15 protein-coding genes are annotated in these 16,342 nt (G+C 34.9%); 2 read left to right on the top strand and 13 right to left on the bottom strand.

All coding sequences use genetic code 11. The features are described 5' to 3' along the window. Positions 1 to 741: 741 nt before the first annotated feature. The 5 genes from RV14_RS04390 to RV14_RS04370 form a co-directional block, all read right to left on the bottom strand. Positions 742 to 2,670 carry a PTS fructose transporter subunit IIABC gene (locus RV14_RS04390; protein WP_071855090.1) on the bottom strand — a complete coding sequence of 643 codons (1,929 nt, stop codon included), beginning with the start codon at positions 2,668 to 2,670 and terminating at the stop codon, positions 742 to 744. Between the two features lie 17 nt (positions 2,671 to 2,687). Next, complete coding sequence (pfkB, locus tag RV14_RS04385) at positions 2,688 to 3,602, bottom strand: 1-phosphofructokinase (protein ID WP_071855089.1); 915 nt, start codon at positions 3,600 to 3,602, stop codon at positions 2,688 to 2,690. After that, positions 3,599 to 4,351, bottom strand: coding sequence for a DeoR/GlpR family DNA-binding transcription regulator (locus RV14_RS04380; RefSeq protein WP_071855188.1), 753 nt, complete (start codon positions 4,349 to 4,351; stop codon positions 3,599 to 3,601). Before RV14_RS04380 ends, pfkB begins: the two co-directional genes overlap by 4 nt. Positions 4,352 to 4,506: 155 nt before the next feature. Continuing rightward, positions 4,507 to 4,662: a hypothetical protein gene (locus RV14_RS12210; protein WP_167359838.1), complete on the bottom strand. Its 156-nt coding sequence runs from the start codon at positions 4,660 to 4,662 to the stop codon at positions 4,507 to 4,509. 368 nt (positions 4,663 to 5,030) lie between these two features. Further along, on the bottom strand, positions 5,031 to 6,413 hold the full coding sequence (locus RV14_RS04370) for a hypothetical protein (protein ID WP_174544634.1): 1,383 nt from the start codon (positions 6,411 to 6,413) through the stop codon (positions 5,031 to 5,033). A gap of 136 nt (positions 6,414 to 6,549) precedes the next feature. On the opposite strand from RV14_RS04370, the gene RV14_RS12205 reads away from it, so the two are divergent. Next, entirely contained in the window at positions 6,550 to 6,699 is a 150-nt protein-coding gene (locus RV14_RS12205) for an SPJ_0845 family protein (RefSeq protein ID WP_167359837.1), read from the top strand. Between the two features lie 58 nt (positions 6,700 to 6,757). On the opposite strand, the gene yihA is transcribed toward RV14_RS12205, so the two are convergent. The 7 genes from yihA to RV14_RS04335 form a co-directional block, all read right to left on the bottom strand. Beyond that, the gene (gene yihA, locus RV14_RS04365; RefSeq protein WP_071855086.1) at positions 6,758 to 7,351 is read right to left on the bottom strand and encodes a ribosome biogenesis GTP-binding protein YihA/YsxC; all 594 of its coding nucleotides are present in this window, start codon (positions 7,349 to 7,351) and stop codon (positions 6,758 to 6,760) included. A 217-nt stretch (positions 7,352 to 7,568) separates the two neighbouring features. After that, on the bottom strand, positions 7,569 to 8,819 hold the full coding sequence (gene clpX / locus RV14_RS04360; protein WP_071855085.1) for an ATP-dependent Clp protease ATP-binding subunit ClpX: 1,251 nt from the start codon (positions 8,817 to 8,819) through the stop codon (positions 7,569 to 7,571). Between the two features lie 176 nt (positions 8,820 to 8,995). Continuing rightward, a complete protein-coding gene (tig, locus tag RV14_RS04355) occupies positions 8,996 to 10,279 on the bottom strand; it encodes a trigger factor (protein WP_071855084.1) in 1,284 nt (427 codons plus the stop codon). A gap of 136 nt (positions 10,280 to 10,415) precedes the next feature. Further along, positions 10,416 to 11,363 carry a hypothetical protein gene (locus tag RV14_RS04350; RefSeq protein WP_071855083.1) on the bottom strand — a complete coding sequence of 316 codons (948 nt, stop codon included), beginning with the start codon at positions 11,361 to 11,363 and terminating at the stop codon, positions 10,416 to 10,418. Between the two features lie 48 nt (positions 11,364 to 11,411). Continuing rightward, positions 11,412 to 12,059 carry an RDD family protein gene (locus tag RV14_RS04345; protein WP_071855082.1) on the bottom strand — a complete coding sequence of 216 codons (648 nt, stop codon included), beginning with the start codon at positions 12,057 to 12,059 and terminating at the stop codon, positions 11,412 to 11,414. A gap of 2 nt (positions 12,060 to 12,061) precedes the next feature. Continuing rightward, positions 12,062 to 13,090, bottom strand: a complete 1,029-nt coding sequence (gene sppA / locus RV14_RS04340; protein WP_071855081.1) for a signal peptide peptidase SppA — start codon at positions 13,088 to 13,090, stop codon at positions 12,062 to 12,064. A 13-nt stretch (positions 13,091 to 13,103) separates the two neighbouring features. Then, entirely contained in the window at positions 13,104 to 13,394 is a 291-nt protein-coding gene (locus RV14_RS04335) for a hypothetical protein (RefSeq protein WP_071855080.1), read from the bottom strand. A gap of 398 nt (positions 13,395 to 13,792) precedes the next feature. On the opposite strand from RV14_RS04335, the gene glmS reads away from it, so the two are divergent. Further along, positions 13,793 to 15,601, top strand: a complete 1,809-nt coding sequence (gene glmS, locus RV14_RS04330) for a glutamine--fructose-6-phosphate transaminase (isomerizing) (RefSeq protein WP_071855079.1) — start codon at positions 13,793 to 13,795, stop codon at positions 15,599 to 15,601. Positions 15,602 to 15,756: 155 nt separating this feature from the next. Here the strand turns inward: glmS and RV14_RS04325 are convergent. Beyond that, a partial coding sequence (locus RV14_RS04325; RefSeq protein ID WP_143139734.1) for a fibronectin type III domain-containing protein occupies positions 15,757 to 16,342 on the bottom strand: 586 nt, incomplete at its 5' end.

Below are 16,342 nucleotides of genomic sequence, written 5' to 3'. Positions count from 1 at the left end.
AAAGTATTCTTTACTTTTGCCCCACGCTCATTTTCTTCATCTAATGGTCTTTTATTTTTTATGGATATTTCTAACTGTTTACTGTATTGGAAATCTCTAATCCGAGTTAAAAAATTTACTTATTAATCATTTCAATTTAGTCAATTTTTATTTAGTATGCTTCTTACTTTCTGTTACTTTATTTGTTTCGAGTCCTTAAGTTTTATGCTACACTATTATTAGTAAAGTATAAAAATAAAATATCTTTTTAAATAGTTTAAAATGATATATTTTTAATAATATCATTTTTAGAAAGGAGAACTAATGAATGTGGGAGAAGGTACCATCGCTATATACTTTTTTTTAAGATTTTCTTTTTTTACTTTAATTTTTTTGCTTCTGCTTCTTACAATTGTATACATGATAAAAAACAAGTAATATGGACTAACCTCTTTTATAAATTTTCATTTTTTTAAAGGTGGACTCTTTTTTCACTTCATTTGATTTCTCTTTCATAATTAGTTAACGAAGGTACCTTGCTTCACCAAGCATTTTTGTATAAAAAATTTTTTCTCAACGCAGCTATTGTTTGAAAAATTACTGCAAAGAAAAAATAAGTTTAATAAATTTCAAACCCCTTCATAACAGTCATTTGGGTGTTTAAAAAATTTTCCTTTTTTAATATTTTGATCACAAACATTAAAAAACCTTCTTATAAGAATCATCTCTGATTTTCACAAGAAGGCTTATCTTTAATAACAATTAAGCTATTTTTTCTGCGGGTGATTTTCTTAATAATCCATAAATCACACCAGAAACGATTGCCCCAATAGCAATAAATACGAGATACATGATTGGGTGACTCAACAAGAAGACAACAAAAATTCCGCCATGTGGTGCAAGTAATTTAATACCAAACGCACCAACTAAGCCACCTGTTAAAGCTGAACCAATAATAAAGCTTGGGATGGCGCGGATTGGATCGGCTGCTGCAAATGGAATAGACCCTTCTGTAACAAATGATAAGCCCATCACAATATTCGTTAAGCCAGCATCTCTATCAGTTTTACTAAATTTATTTTTAAATAAACGAGTAGCTACAAAAATGGCGAGTGGCGGAACCATCCCACCAGCCATGACAGAAGCCATGACAACACTACCACCAGTTGCTACTGTTGTAGCTAAAGTTGCTGTTCCAAAAACATAAGCTGCTTTATTAATTGGTCCGCCTAAGTCAGCAGCCATCATACCAGCAAGCAATGCACCAAGTAACGCAGCATTTGATCCACTCATGCTAGTCAAAAAGCCGTTTAATGCGTCATTAATTGCTTTCATTGGGACATTAACCAACAGCATCAAAAAACCTGTAATTAACAACCCAAAAACTGGATAAAAGAGAATAGTTTTAATTCCATCCAATGATTGAGGTAATTTCTTGAAGAGCTTGCGCAAAAAGACAATCACGTATCCTGCTAAAAATCCACCAATTAAAGCCCCTAAGAATCCTGCCCCGCCAACATTTGCCAAGGCTCCTGCAGCAAAACCGGCAATTAGACCTGGACGATCACCAATACTTGAAGCGATAAAACCTGCAAGAACAGGTAGCATAAACCCAAATGCCGCTTGACCAATTTGATTAAACCAACTAGCTACTTGGTTATAATTTCCTAGATTGGCCAGTTGATCTTGAGGCACTCCTATAAATTGGTCAACCATAAATGAAAGGGCAATCGCAATCCCACCGCCAATTACAAAAGGCAGCATGTGGGAAACTCCATTCATCAAATCTTTGTAAATTCTTTGTCCAATTGTACCCGACGCATTTCCTTCATCAGATGAATTTTCTTTTCCTTCTCCATGATAAACTGGAGCCGTTCCACTCAACGCAAGATTGATTAATTCTTCCGGCTTACGAATGCCATCACTCACAGGACGATTGACAAGTGCTTTACCATCAAAACGATCCATAGCAACTTTTTTATCCGCCGCGACAATCACACCATCTGCTCGGGCGATATCTTCTGCCGTTAAACGGTTTTTTATCCCTTCTGAGCCGTTTGTTTCCACTTTGATTTCAACGCCCATTTCTTTCGCTTTTTTCTTCAATGAATCTTCTGCCATATACGTATGAGCAATACCAGTTGGACAAGCAGTAACTGCAATAACAAATTTCTTTGCATCAGCAGTTGTTTTTTCTACTTGCTTTTCCTGTTCTGCTTTTTCTTCTGCATTTTTTTGCGCTTGTGCCACTTGAAATAAATCTTGTACAGCCTCTGGTGAATTAGCTTTCTTTAACTTTTCCACAAAATCCGGATCAACTAAAAGACGAGATAGTGCCGCTAAAGCTTGAAGATGTGTATCATTTGCTCCTTCTGGTGCAGCAATCATAAAAAATAAATAAGTCGGTTGACCATCTAAGGCTTCATAATCAACGCCTTTTTTACTTTTAGCAAATAAAACTGTTGCTTCTTTTACTGCTGCATTTTTTGCATGAGGCATCGCAATGCCATCACCTAATCCCGTAGAGGTTTGCGCTTCACGAGCCAGGATCCCTTTTTTGTAGGTTTCAATATCAGAGATTCTGCCTGCTTCATACATTTTTTGGACCATTTCATCAATTGCACCTGTTTTATCGGTTGCTTGCAAGTCCATGATCATAGCCTCTTTGATCATTAAGTCTTTAATATTCATCATATTCCTCCTGAAAACTAATCTATTTTTGTTATCTCAACTTCGGGTAACAATTCGTCAATCAATGCTCTAGAAGCTAAATCATCAGAAAATGCTGTTGCACTCCCACAAGCAACTCCCCATTGAAACGCTTCTATCGGATTTTGATTTTTACTATAAGCACCAATAAAACCAGCAATCATTGAATCTCCTGCACCTACTGAATTTTTTAACGGACGAAACAATACGTTGGATTGATAAACACCTTCGCTCGTAAACATCAACGCTCCGTCACCAGCCATTGAAATTAAGACATTTTGCGCACCTTCAGCCAATAATTTTTTCCCATAAGGAAGGATGTCTTCAATTTTTTGAAACTTTGTTTGGTATAATTCTGCCAACTCATGGTTATTCGGTTTGATTAAAAGTGGATTTTTTTCAAGTGAATGTTTAAGCTCATCACCTGTCGTATCGATCACAAAATCTGCCTCTTTTTCACGAATAAGCTCAATTAATTCTTGGTAAAAACCGTTTCTCAAGCTAGCTGGCGTACTGCCGGACAAAACAACAATATCTCCTTTTTCCACCGCACTTAGCGTTTGCTTTAAATGATTAATTTCTTCCTCTGAAATCATTGGTCCTAATCCGTTGATCTCTGTTTCAGAATCTGATTTTAATTTGATATTGATTCTAGTATCTGATTGAACAGTCGTAAATGAAGTATGAATTTCTTCTCTTTCCAGCCAATCCGATATAAAGTTTCCGGTAAATCCACCTAAAAAACCAAGAGCGGTTGAATTTGAACCAATTCTTTTCAAAATTCTAGAAACATTGATTCCTTTTCCTCCCGGAACTTTAAAGTCTTCTTTCATTCGGTTCAATTGGCCGATTTTTAATCCTTCTACTCGTACGATAAAGTCAATTGATGGGTTTAATGTTACAGTGTAAATCATTGTATTGCCTCCTTAATTGTTGTCCGTTCACGATAATCTTCTGCAATTTCTATAGGACAACGCTCAGTTATGATCGTAGCTGCTGATAAAGAAGCAACAGAGGTGAAACTAAGCTTGTTAAATTTGGAATGATCAATGAGTACAAAACTTTCTTCTGCATTTGCCATTGCTAGTTTTTTTACTGCCGCTTCTTCTGGATCCGGCGTAGTAAAACCATGCGTTAAGTCTGCACCGTTCATTCCCATAAACACTTTATTAAAGTGATAATCCTTTAATTGATCCAATGCATTGGCGCCCAACACGGCATTAGTTGATAATTTTACTTGTCCGCCTAAAATAATCGTAGAAAGTTGTAAATCAACCAAACCTGCTGCATGTTTTACTGAATTCGTTACTACCGTTAGTTTTCTTCCTTGCAAATAAGGGATCATTTCTAGTGTGGTGGAGCCAGCATCTAAATAAATCACATCTTCTTCATTAATCAAACTCGCAGCTAGTTGAGCGATTACTTGTTTTTCATGAATGTTTTTGAGTGTTTTTTCAGTCATATTTTGTTCAAAACCTAAAAGCTGACCTTTTTTAGCTCCACCGTGGATTCTTTCTAAAAGTCCTTCATTTTCTAATTCCTGTAAATCACGCCTAATTGTTGATTCAGAAGCATTTAATATTGCAATTAAATCTTGTGATTTGACAATTTTTTGTTGATCTAACAAGTGTAGTATCTTTTGTCTGCGCTCTTCTGTAAGCATTTCCACGATCACCTCACGACACATATTAGCATATTTCTTTTTAATTAGCAACAAAAAACGTTCAAAAACATTCATTTATATTCTAAAACAATCAAAAAAGTGTTCAACTCTTTATTGAATAAGGACAAAGAATTAAACACTTTTTTATTTTAGTCTTATTTTCTGGACATCAAATAATAATATCTACCAAATCCAAGAAACATTACTAAAAAACCAAACAAAGAACGCATTGGTATACCAGGAATAAGAAGCATAAGTAAAGCAAATCCAGCTGTTGGTCCCATCACACGATAATACAAGTGTTTATCCATTCTATCACCTTTTTCATTTAAATTACTCAATTTTTTTGACCGTCTCCTTAACATTCATGTTTGCTAATTAAGTTAAGACAATGAATAAGTATTTGTATTTAAAACAAAACTTCTTAAATTTCACAAACCAAGTCAAAATTGATGAAATTAATGACTGTAAATACCAATCGGTCGGTGAAAAAATTATTTCTACTTCCGCTTTTAAATAAAACTGCAGTTCACATGACTAGTTTCACCTAAAAACTCGTCATCACAAACATTGAAAAATCATTTCTGTTATCATCTACCAAGCTAAAAAGATTTATTTAACTACAAAATAATAGTAATTTTATAGATTCTTCAAAAAAGCAGCCTTATTCCTCTAGAAACTATTCAACAATATTATTTGATATCCTACTTTCTTGAGGCCACAGACGATCCACCTCATTTTTTTGCAACGTTTCAAATTTATTTAACCTAGGATCATTATAAAACTCTACTCTCAGATGGTTTTCTCCTTTTTTTACATCAAAGCTAAAAAATTTACGTCTTTTTCTAAAACGTTTAAACTTAATATCTGGTAATCTCTTTCGAATCTCATTTAAAGGTACTCGTCTCACATTTTCAGCAGGAACATAAAGACGTAAAACAGCTAAATATTCTTTATACTGTTCATCTTCAACGCTTATTTCTAAATATTCTCTTATATAGTAACAATAAGCCTCAATTCCATTATCTAATGAAATACGCGGGTCAATTGCTTTACAAAACATCATTTGTGCCCTTTCTTCATCTTTCAAAGGAAAATAAGCTTGAGCATTCAATCTACCTTTAACCCTTTTTTCACAGCATTCATTTTTTTCAGCATGATAATTTCGGGTAACAAAAAATACCGCCAGTTTCTTTTGCGTAGGCTGCATATATTCATTTTGATATTGAACAGATTGAATACCACAATTTGTATAAGCATATTCAACAAAAGGTGCTTTTAAAACGCCCACACCATTATCCCAAGCAAGATGATCAAACCCTAATTGATCACGATAATAAACTTGAAAATGAAGATTTACAGCTTCTTGCCATTTAAAAGGATCACGATACAATTGAATTTCAATGACTTCATTTTGATATTCTTTGATATACTCTACTTGTTGCACTTCCAAAAACATCTGTTTAGGAATCATTTGATAATAATGAGAACTATAATACATCTCCCAACAAGAAGTAAAACACATTCCTTCATAAAATAAATCATAACCGGGAAATTGATTACAATCGATCACAATTTTATTAGATAACCCTTTCATCTTAGGCAACCGCTCAATTTCTTCTGCTGTTTCAAAAGTAAATCGCTCATTTATTTCTTTTGTATTATGATAAATAAATTCGTCATATGCCCTAATGTATGCAAATATTCCATTTTTTTCCATTTTGATTTTGACATAATCACGGATTACGGATTCATTTAAAAAGAAACTTTCTTTTTTTAAAATATTCTTAATTAATAATTGTTGATCCTTAAAGTAAATATTACATTCGTTATAGTCGTCCCCCACACTCAAATTTCCTGACAAAAAATAGCATTCTTTTATCGCTTCACGTGAAAATGTTTGCCAGTCAAAAGGTTGTTTTATTTGATGAGAAGACTGAAAAAACGATGGTTCAAATATTATTCGGATAAAAACCAGCCAATCATTTATTTCTTTTTTTATTTGAGATCGACTTACATTTGTTAATTGAATATTCATCATTAATTTATCACAACCCATAATAATCTCACCTATTTCAAATTATTTTATAATCAAATTATAACTAAACATAAGAAAAAACAAAAATTTAACGCCTTAAGCATTTTTAGTCTATATTCCATGATAAAATAAAAAGTAACTAACTAACGAGGTGAAAAAAATGGGACTTAAATTTGAACGAACAGATAATCTTGATAAACTATTTGAATCTTTTGCGGTTGATCCTGAAAAAACAGTGGCTTCTAAAGAAGAAATTGATCGTTTTTTAAAACCAAAAAAAGAACAAAAAAAAGAATCTGAGAAAAAATAAAAAAATTTGCAGCACGACAAGCTCCTATAAATTAGAACTTGTGCGTGCTGCAAATTTTTTAGGCTTTATCTGCTATTGCCTCTTCAATTGCCCGCCATGCTTCGTCTTTTCCGTGTTTGGTAACAGAAGAAAATAGAAGAAATTGATCGTCGTCATCAAAGTTTAGCGCTTTTTTGATCTCACTTTCATGTTTATTCCATTTCCCTCGTGGTATTTTATCCGCCTTCGTCGCCACTACAATCACCGATATCCCATAATATTTCAAAAATTCATACATTTGAACATCTTCTTGAGTCGGCTTATGGCGCAAATCAACTAAAGCAATTACTGTCCGTAATTGTTTTCTAGTAGTAAGGTAGGTTTCGATCATTTTCCCCCACTTAGCACGTTCCATTTTTGATACTTTTGCATAACCGTACCCCGGAACATCAACGAAATGTAAAACATTTTCAATTAAATAAAAATTCAAAGTTTGTGTTTTACCTGGTTTTCCCGACGTACGCGCTAAATTTTTTCGATCAATTAACGTATTAATGAAAGAAGATTTTCCGACATTCGAACGTCCTGCTAAAGCAACCTCAGGTAAATCAGATTCTGGATACTGTTGAGGAGCAACCGCACTAATAACTATTTCTGCATGATGTACTTTCATAAAATCTCTCCTAAAAAGGCTGTGAAAAAGAGCAACCTGAGCAATAAGAACTATCTTCTGGAAACAACCGTTATTTTTTAAGAAGATCTGACTTAGCGTCAAATTTCAAACTCTTCAAACACCGCTTATCATAATTCGTAAAAAACTGTTACTTTTGTGAGGAAAACACAAAGCCGTCGTAAAAGCACCACTTAACTTTTGCGACAGCCTTTTGTATCTATCCAGCTTTTTTTTCAGAATCTTTATAAATTACAGTCGGTTCTCCTGTAAGTTCAGCAGCTTCTTTTGTGATAATTACTTTTTCAATCGTTTCATTTGAAGGAATATCAAACATAACATCCATCATAATCTCTTCAATAATGGAGCGCAAGCCACGTGCACCAGTATTGCGGTCAATCGCTTTTTTCGCAATGGCTTTTAACGCATCTGGTTCAAATTCTAATTCCGTGTCATCCAAAGACAGTAGTTTTTTGTATTGTTTTACTAATGCATTCTTTGGTTCCGTTAAAATCCGTACAAGGTCTTCTGTCGTCAATTTCTCTAACGCAGCCATTACCGGTAAGCGTCCGATAAATTCTGGAATCAATCCGAATTTTAATAAATCTTCTGGAATAATTTGCTGCATAACGCTTTCGCCTTCAGCCAATTTTTGATTTTGCGTACCAAATCCAATAGTCTTTTCTCCCAAACGATTTTTTACAATTGTTTCAATTCCATCAAACGCACCACCAACGATAAATAATACATTTGTAGTATCAATTTGGATAAACTCTTGATGAGGATGTTTCCGACCTCCCTGAGGCGGTACACTCGCTACAGTTCCTTCTAGAATTTTTAAAAGTGCTTGTTGAACACCTTCTCCTGATACGTCACGGGTAATTGAAACATTTTCACTTTTACGAGCAATCTTATCAATTTCATCAATATAAATAATTCCTTTTTCTGCCCGCTCCACGTTATAATCAGCCGCTTGCAACAACTTCAGTAAAATATTTTCCACATCTTCGCCAACATACCCTGCTTCCGTTAAACTCGTAGCATCTGCTATTGCGAAAGGGACATTTAACGTTTTCGCTAAAGTTTGTGCCAAAAATGTCTTACCTGATCCAGTCGGACCAATCAAACAGATATTACTTTTTTGCAATTCCACATCATCTGTATTTTCTTGGGACTGCTGGTTCACTCGTTTGTAGTGGTTATACACCGCTACAGCCAATGAACGTTTAGCACGATCTTGACCAATCACATAATCGTTTAAGATTTCTAAAATTTCTAAAGGTTTTGGTACTTCTGTTAACTCACGTACTGCTTCATCATAAAATTCTTCATCAATGATTTCCTTACACAGGTCAATACATTCATTACAGATGTAGACCCCTGGACCAGCTACGATTTTTTTTACTTCTTCTTGTGTTTTTCCACAAAATGAACAACGTACGGTCTCATTGCCATTTGGATTATCATACATGGTCTTCACCCCTTAACTTGCACGTTCAATGCAAGAAACTATCACAGACTTAAAAGTCTTTCATTATAATACCATAATTCAAAAAAAAGCAAAAGTGCTAAATAAACTCAAAAAATTTAATCTAAGAAAAAAGAGGAGCGACTTATTCAGCCTCCTCTTTTTTCTCCAACCAATATTTATGCTTCAGTTGCTGTTTCAGTAATTAAATTGATCGCTTTTTTCATGATAACATCATGTTTTAACATCTCATCCGTTAAAACACGTTTAATTTGTTCAATCGGCATATTGTATGAATCAGCCAACTCTTGAATTTCCGCCTGAATTTCTTCTTCCGTTGCTTCTAGTTTTTCAGCTTTTGCAACTGCTTCGATTACAAGATTGGTTTTTGTACGCATTTCTGCTTCGCCTTCAAATTGTTTGTGTAAATCTTCTTCTGACGTCCCCGTCATTTGATAATACATTTCTGAAGAGATGCCTTGACGTTGCATGTTATTTAAAAACTCTTCCATAGAACGGTGAACTTCATCATGAATCATCACTTCAGGCAAGTCAATAATTTCTGCATTTTCTACAGCCATGCGAATCGCTGCTTCGTCTTTTGCATCATCTGCTGCTTTTTGTTTTGTTTCCGTTAATTCTTTGCGATATTTTTCTTTTAATTCAGTTAATGTTGATACTTCATCATCGACATCTTTTGCAAATTCATCATCTAATTCAGGCACTTCTTTTGCTTTTACTTCATGAACAGTTACTTTGAAAACAGCTTCTTTTCCTGCAAGATCTTTTGCTTGATAGTCTTGCGGGAAAGTAACCGTTACGTCTAAGCTTTCTCCTGATTTTTTACCGACTAATTGATCTTCAAACCCAGGAATGAATGAGCCAGAACCTAATTCAAGCGAATAATTTTCACCTTTTCCGCCTTCAAACACTTCTCCATCAACAAAACCTTCAAAATCTATTACGACTGTATCTCCATTTTCAGCCGCAGCATCTTCTTTAATCACTAGCTCCGCTTGTGCTTCTTGTTCACGTTTAAGGCGTTCTTCAACGTCCGCATCTGTTACTTGGCGGTCTTGCTTTTCAACTATTAAATCTTTATATTGTCCTAATTTCACTTCAGGTTTTACAGTAACTTCAGCAGTAATCACCCAATCTTGACCTTTTTCCATACTCTCTACATCAATTTTAGGTTGTGAAACAGGCTCAATTCCCGCTTCTTTTACTGCTGCTTCATAATTTTCTGGCAATATTGCGTTCAGCGCATCTTCGTAAAGCGCTTCTTCACCATACATACGATTAAATACTTGGCGCGATACTTTTCCTTTACGAAACCCCGGTACGTTCAAGTTTCTTTTTACTTTGTTAAACGCAGTCGTTAATCCCTTTTGGATTTCATCTTGCGCAATCGTAAATTTTAAAACACCGTCATTCGTGCCTTTTTTTTCAAATGTTGCAGTCATTTAATTCCCTCCGAGTTTAGAAATTCATTTTATACATCAAAAACGTTTCATGCATACCTTTAAATAGTACACTAACCCTTGCGAATTGTAAACCTATTGAGCAGGTAGAATCCCCGTTTTTCATGACTTTTTCATCTTATAATCCACTTTCTTGTTCTTGAAAAAGACGAATTTCTCTTAAAATAATTTTTCTTTTTTTCGCAAAAATTTTTTCTTCTTCTGTTCGCTTCTTATCAGTAGCACCCTCATAGATACTGACAGTATGATCAAACCAACTTTTAGGGTCTCCGACATACGTATCATAAACAGGGTAAAGAAGAGCACATTGCAATACAAATTCTTCTTTTAAAATCGCACTAAGAGGCGCATTTTGCACCTCATAGTTTTCAGCTAACCTCGATAATTTCTGATAAGCCAGCTGTTCTTGTGGCTTTGGCAATGTATTTGGCGTAACTTCTATCAATAACTTATCGATGGTCAAATAAGAACCCAATTGATTATTTTTTACTTGTACTAATAACTCTAACAATTTGGCGCGCACAAATAAATGAATTTCTGGCTGGACAATCAGTTTCCTTACAGTTTGAGTAAATTCATGATACGGTAATTTTTCAATTTTTGACACCATTCGTAATTGTTCAGTAGGAGACAACCTCGGCAATAATTCCACGCTACAACGAATCTCACGGATTTTTTGACGTTCTTTTTGTCTCATAAAGGTTTCCGTTTGTTGAATTTTATCCAACACGATCTGTTCAAATGAATCTGAGAAATCATGGTTGGCAATTAGCTTACGTGCATATAAGTAATCATTGGTTTGAATCAGTAAATCAAAATAAAATGCCGCAGTCTCTTCCTCGTTCATGTATTCCTTTTCATGTGCAAATGCTTGATTTAACGCTTCCTTTTTTTCGTCCATTTCAATTAAACAAAATACAAGTAGACGGTTTGCTTCAAATGTCGTCTTTTGTTCATATGCACGTTGAAGCAAAGTTTTTGCTTGAAAATATTGGTGATCGGCTAATGTTTGCCGTGCCAAACGCATGAGATTCTCATATTTATCAGGAAAGTTAATTTGCTCCACACATTTTTTCTCCCTTCTCTTCTTTTATCAACAACAAAACAATTTACTTTAAGCATTTGTTTCTTGATTAAACGCTTTAATCAAATTAAGAGTAACAACACTTGTATTTGAAAAATAATCACCTACATGTTGTTTTTTTTGATTAAAAATCATTGGAAAATATCCAACAAACAGCAAAGGAAATTTTAAAATAAAGCGACAAGCGCCTTCTCGGACTAATATCGTTGACCAACTCAACTCAAGCTCATCAAAAGAAACTACCCGAATACCAAAAACCATCTTTCCAATCGTCTGTCCATGATTCAATTTAGTTAACAAAATAAAATACCCAAGATAAATAACCAATGCAGTTAGACCATAGACACTCAAATAGGAGTCTGAAATTTTCAGCCAACCTAGATTAGCAGCAGTTTGCAACGTTAAACGCATAATCGCTCCAATACAAATCAAATCAATAACAAACGCGCTTAATCTTATCCAAAATCCAGCATAAAAATAGTTAGGAAAATCGTTTATTTCTACTTTCTCCGATGTTTCTTCTGTATATTTTTTCCAATGCTGTTGTTTCGCTTTTATTTCACTTTCCGATAATGGGCTTTTCTTAAAAGACCGAAGCACTTTTTGTGAAAAGTCAGGATCTGGACCTACGTTCGGACGGTCGCTATGAGCAATTTTTTCGCCAGCATTTTTCTTCACGCTCACTCACCTCCATAATAATACATGGCTTTTGGTGATGCTATCGTTCCTTGCTTTTCGAGAAAAGTTAAAATCTGACTTGTTTCAGATGTCTTTAACCCTTGAATTTCCGCCAATTTTGAACCTAACCAAGTATTGACAAATCCTGTAGTACTTGTGGTATATTCTACAAGTTGCGCGTTTTCTAAACCTTGTTCTTTTCTCATTGCCTCTAGTGCATCTTCTGGATATCCTAACTCATCCACTAAGCCTACTTCTTTTGCTTGCTCGCCATCATAAATGCGACCATCCGCTATTTTTTTCACTTCTTCTACTGATTTATGCCTGCCAGCACTAACTACCTTAACAAATCGATTATACGCATTATCAACATAAGCTTGTAAAACTGCTTGATCCTCTTGAGTTTGCGCTCTAGTACTAGAACCTATATCTTTTAACGCACCACTTTTAACCGTTGTATCTTCTATTCCCAGTTTTTTTAATAATCCAGCATAATTCAAACTTGACATAATCACTCCAATAGACCCTGTAACGGTCTCTTTTGTTGCATAAATTTTATCTGCTTGTGCTGAAATATAATACCCACCGCTGGCTGCGGTATTTTTCATGCTGACGTACATGGGAAGATGGCGTGTTTGACGAATATCATTTAGAGCGTTAGCAATTTCCGCACTTTCATAAACGCCGCCGCCGGGAGAATTGACTTCCAAAAAGATTCCTTTGACACTTTCGTCCTCTTTTATTGCTTCTAATTGTTCCATGAATTTTTCATGATCGTACCCTTGTGTAGCAAAAAAACCCGTTGAACCTTCATCTGTAATCGTACCTTCCACAGATAATTTAACAATTTTTTCGGTACTATTTCCTTCTTCTAGAACTGTTGGAGAAAGTTCAGTATCTCCATAAAGAAAACGATTCAAGCCACCGACTTGTTTTTCTTCTTGTAAATTTGATGTCCACCTAGCAGATACTATTGAAACAATGAATAGTCCCGCTGCAATTAAAACTGCTATCCAACGCTTTTTATTCATAAATTCCCTCTCTTTAATACAAATTTTTTAGGACAAGCACTTGTTCTTTCGGTCCTTCTCCATTCATTTTTTCAGCTTTTTCTTCCAGCACAAATCCTCGAAATTTCTCTTTTGTCCACTCGTCTTCCACTACAAATTGTTGTACGCAACTAACGGCAAGTGCATCAGGTGCAATTTCTTGAAGACTATCCCATCCTGTATCTAAAAGAATTTTAGTTTCATCACTTACAAAATTTAATTTTTCAAATTCAGCAAGCTGTTTTTTCAACATTCCTACTGTTATCGTTTCTATCTTTGCTTCCACTACTTATCCTCCTTTTTATTTTTACATTCTCATTGTACCGAAGTCTGTCAAAAGATGATAGTCAAAACTTATTTTATATAGCAATCACATTTACATGTATACCAATTCAACTTTTTATCTTTTTAATTGACAAACGATATAATTAAACGTTATTCTTTAAGAAGTTTCCAAAAAAAAATAAAAAGGAGTTTGAATATACCATTTATCATTAATAAAATAGCGCCTGATCTGTGAAAACAGATGACGAGGAAAGGGTTTATCGAAATTTTCGGCGGATGGCCCTAGGGACTGCACTCTACAGAATAGCAAAAAAACGATCTGTGAAGATCGAACAAGAACCTATTCACGCAATTGGAAACGTTCATTTGATTTTATGATATAGAAAGTAGGGATTTCTCATGTGTGGAATTGTTGGAATGATTGGATTAGAAAATGTAACTCCCGGATTGATTAATGGTTTAGAAAAATTAGAGTATCGAGGGTACGATTCAGCGGGAATATTTGTGGCAACTCATGAAAATGATTTTTTGGTCAAAGCACAAGGAAGAATACAGAACTTAAAGAATCAATTGTCAAAGGATATGATTGGCACAATTGGCATCGGACACACACGCTGGGCTACTCATGGGGAACCTTCAAATGCAAATGCCCATCCTCATACTTCTCAAAGTGGACGCTTTGTACTTGTTCATAACGGAGTAATCGAAAATTTTGAAGAATTAAAAAAAGAATATCTAATAAATGATCGCTTTTTAGGTGAAACAGATACAGAAATTATTGTTCATCTCATTGAATTTTTTTCCAATAAAGGACTTGATACAAAATCTGCCTTTGTAAAAACCTTACAGTTAGTTAAAGGTTCTTATGCATTTGCCATGGTTGATCGTGCATTACCAGATAAAATGTTTGTTGCTAAAAACAAGAGTCCTTTATTGGTTGGCTTAGGAGATGGATTTAATGTAATTGCTAGCGACGCCATGGCAATGATTTCACATACAAAAGAATTTGTTGAAATTGAAGATGGTGAGTTAGTTATGGTAACCCGTAATGGAATTTCAATTGAAACACTTACTGGTCAAGCCGTTAATCGTACTTCATTTGAAGCACAAATTGACGCAAGCGACATAGAAAAAGGAACTTATCCTTATTACATGCTTAAAGAAATTGATGAACAACCTATCGTCATGCGAAAAATTGCTCAATTTTATGTCAATCATGGCAACCAAGTAACAATAGATCAACAGCTTTTAACAACCGTCCAAAATAGTGACCGCATTTACATCATCGCTTGTGGAACAAGCTATCATGCAGGATTGGCAGGAAAACCTATTCTAGAAACGCTTACTCATATTCCTGTAGAAGTACATCTTGCTAGTGAATTTGGCTATAACATGCCGTTACTTTCAGATAAACCATTTTTTATTTTCTTGAGTCAAAGCGGTGAAACGGCCGACAGCCGACAAGTATTAGTAAAAATAAATAAATTGCACTATCCTTCGTTAACGATCACAAATGTTCCCGGTTCTACTTTATCAAGAGAAGCTTCTTTCACCTTGCTTTTGCACGCTGGTCCTGAAATTGCAGTAGCTTCAACAAAAGCGTATACCGCTCAAATTGCACTTTTAGCTGTATTTGCAAAAGGAATTGGCGACAAAAAGCAAATTCCATCTGCTTTAAATTTTGATATTGATCACGAACTAAGTATCGTTGCAAATGCTATGGAAGAAGTCATCTCACAAAAAGATTATTTGCAAGAATTGGCTGAAAGCTATTTCACAGGCACACAGAATGCCTTTTACATTGGTCGTGGTACAGATTATGCTGTTTCATTAGAAGCGGCATTAAAATTAAAAGAAATCAGTTATATTCAAGCAGAAGGCTTTGCTGCCGGCGAATTAAAACATGGAACCATTGCTTTAATTGAAACAGATACACCAGTTATCGGCTTAATTAGTGAAAAAATAACTGGAGCCCACACTCGCGGAAATCTTAAAGAAGTAGAAAGTCGTGGAGCAAAGACGTTAATTATTGCAACAAAAGGACTAGAAAAAGAAGAAGATAACTTAGTATTACCTTTGGTTCATCCATTATTTACTTCCTTAATCACCGTTTTACCGACTCAACTTATTGCTTATTATGCAACTTTACTAAGAGGACTAGATGTGGATAAACCACGTAACTTAGCAAAATCAGTAACGGTAGAATAAACGAAAATTACTTTCAAAAAACCGAAGAATTGTGATAAAAAAGAAACTTTTATCGCAATTCTTCGGTTTTGTATTAGAAAGTTAAGTTAAATCTTTTTGTTCCCATTAGATTAATTAGAGGCTAAATTTTTATTTATTTTTCTTTTAAAAAAGAATTAGCTCTTTTTTCGTCGCTTAAACCATACCACAGCTATTCCCCCTACAATAACTACTCCCGCTATTTGCAAAGCTGGATGCACGCGGCTGCCCGTTAACGGTAATTTATCAAGCAGAGTTTTATCAGTTGAAACCTTATTGATAATTTGTGCTGGAATACTTTTATCTGTCGTATTATTTTTTGTATGGTTCACAGGATCGTCAGACGATGGTTGTTTAGGCGTCTTCTTTGCTGGTTTTTGACTCGTCTGAACTACGATCAAGTTGCTAGCTTTAGAAAGATTGCCCGAAGGATCCTTTGATTTAACTGTATAGGAATAATTTGTATTTTCTGTTAAACCAGCGTCCGTATAAGACAAAATATCCGCTGGCACCTCTCCTACTAACTCATCATTTCGATAAACTTGATAAGCACTTATCCCATTAGAATCAGCAGCTTGCCACATTAAAACGACCTTATCTTCCATAACTGTTGCTGCTCGCAATTCACTCGGCGGCAAAGGCTCATTATTTTCTTCTTCTACACTTGTTCTAGGATGTACTTGATTGCTGGCCTCGGAAATATTACCGGCTTGATCTTTTGCT

The sequence above is a fragment of the Enterococcus ratti genome, assembly GCF_001886195.1.
Lineage (GTDB): Bacteria > Bacillota > Bacilli > Lactobacillales > Enterococcaceae > Enterococcus_B > Enterococcus_B ratti.
The sequence above is the reverse complement of the archived record's forward strand: the minus strand, read 5'-3'. Positions and strand labels throughout refer to the sequence as shown.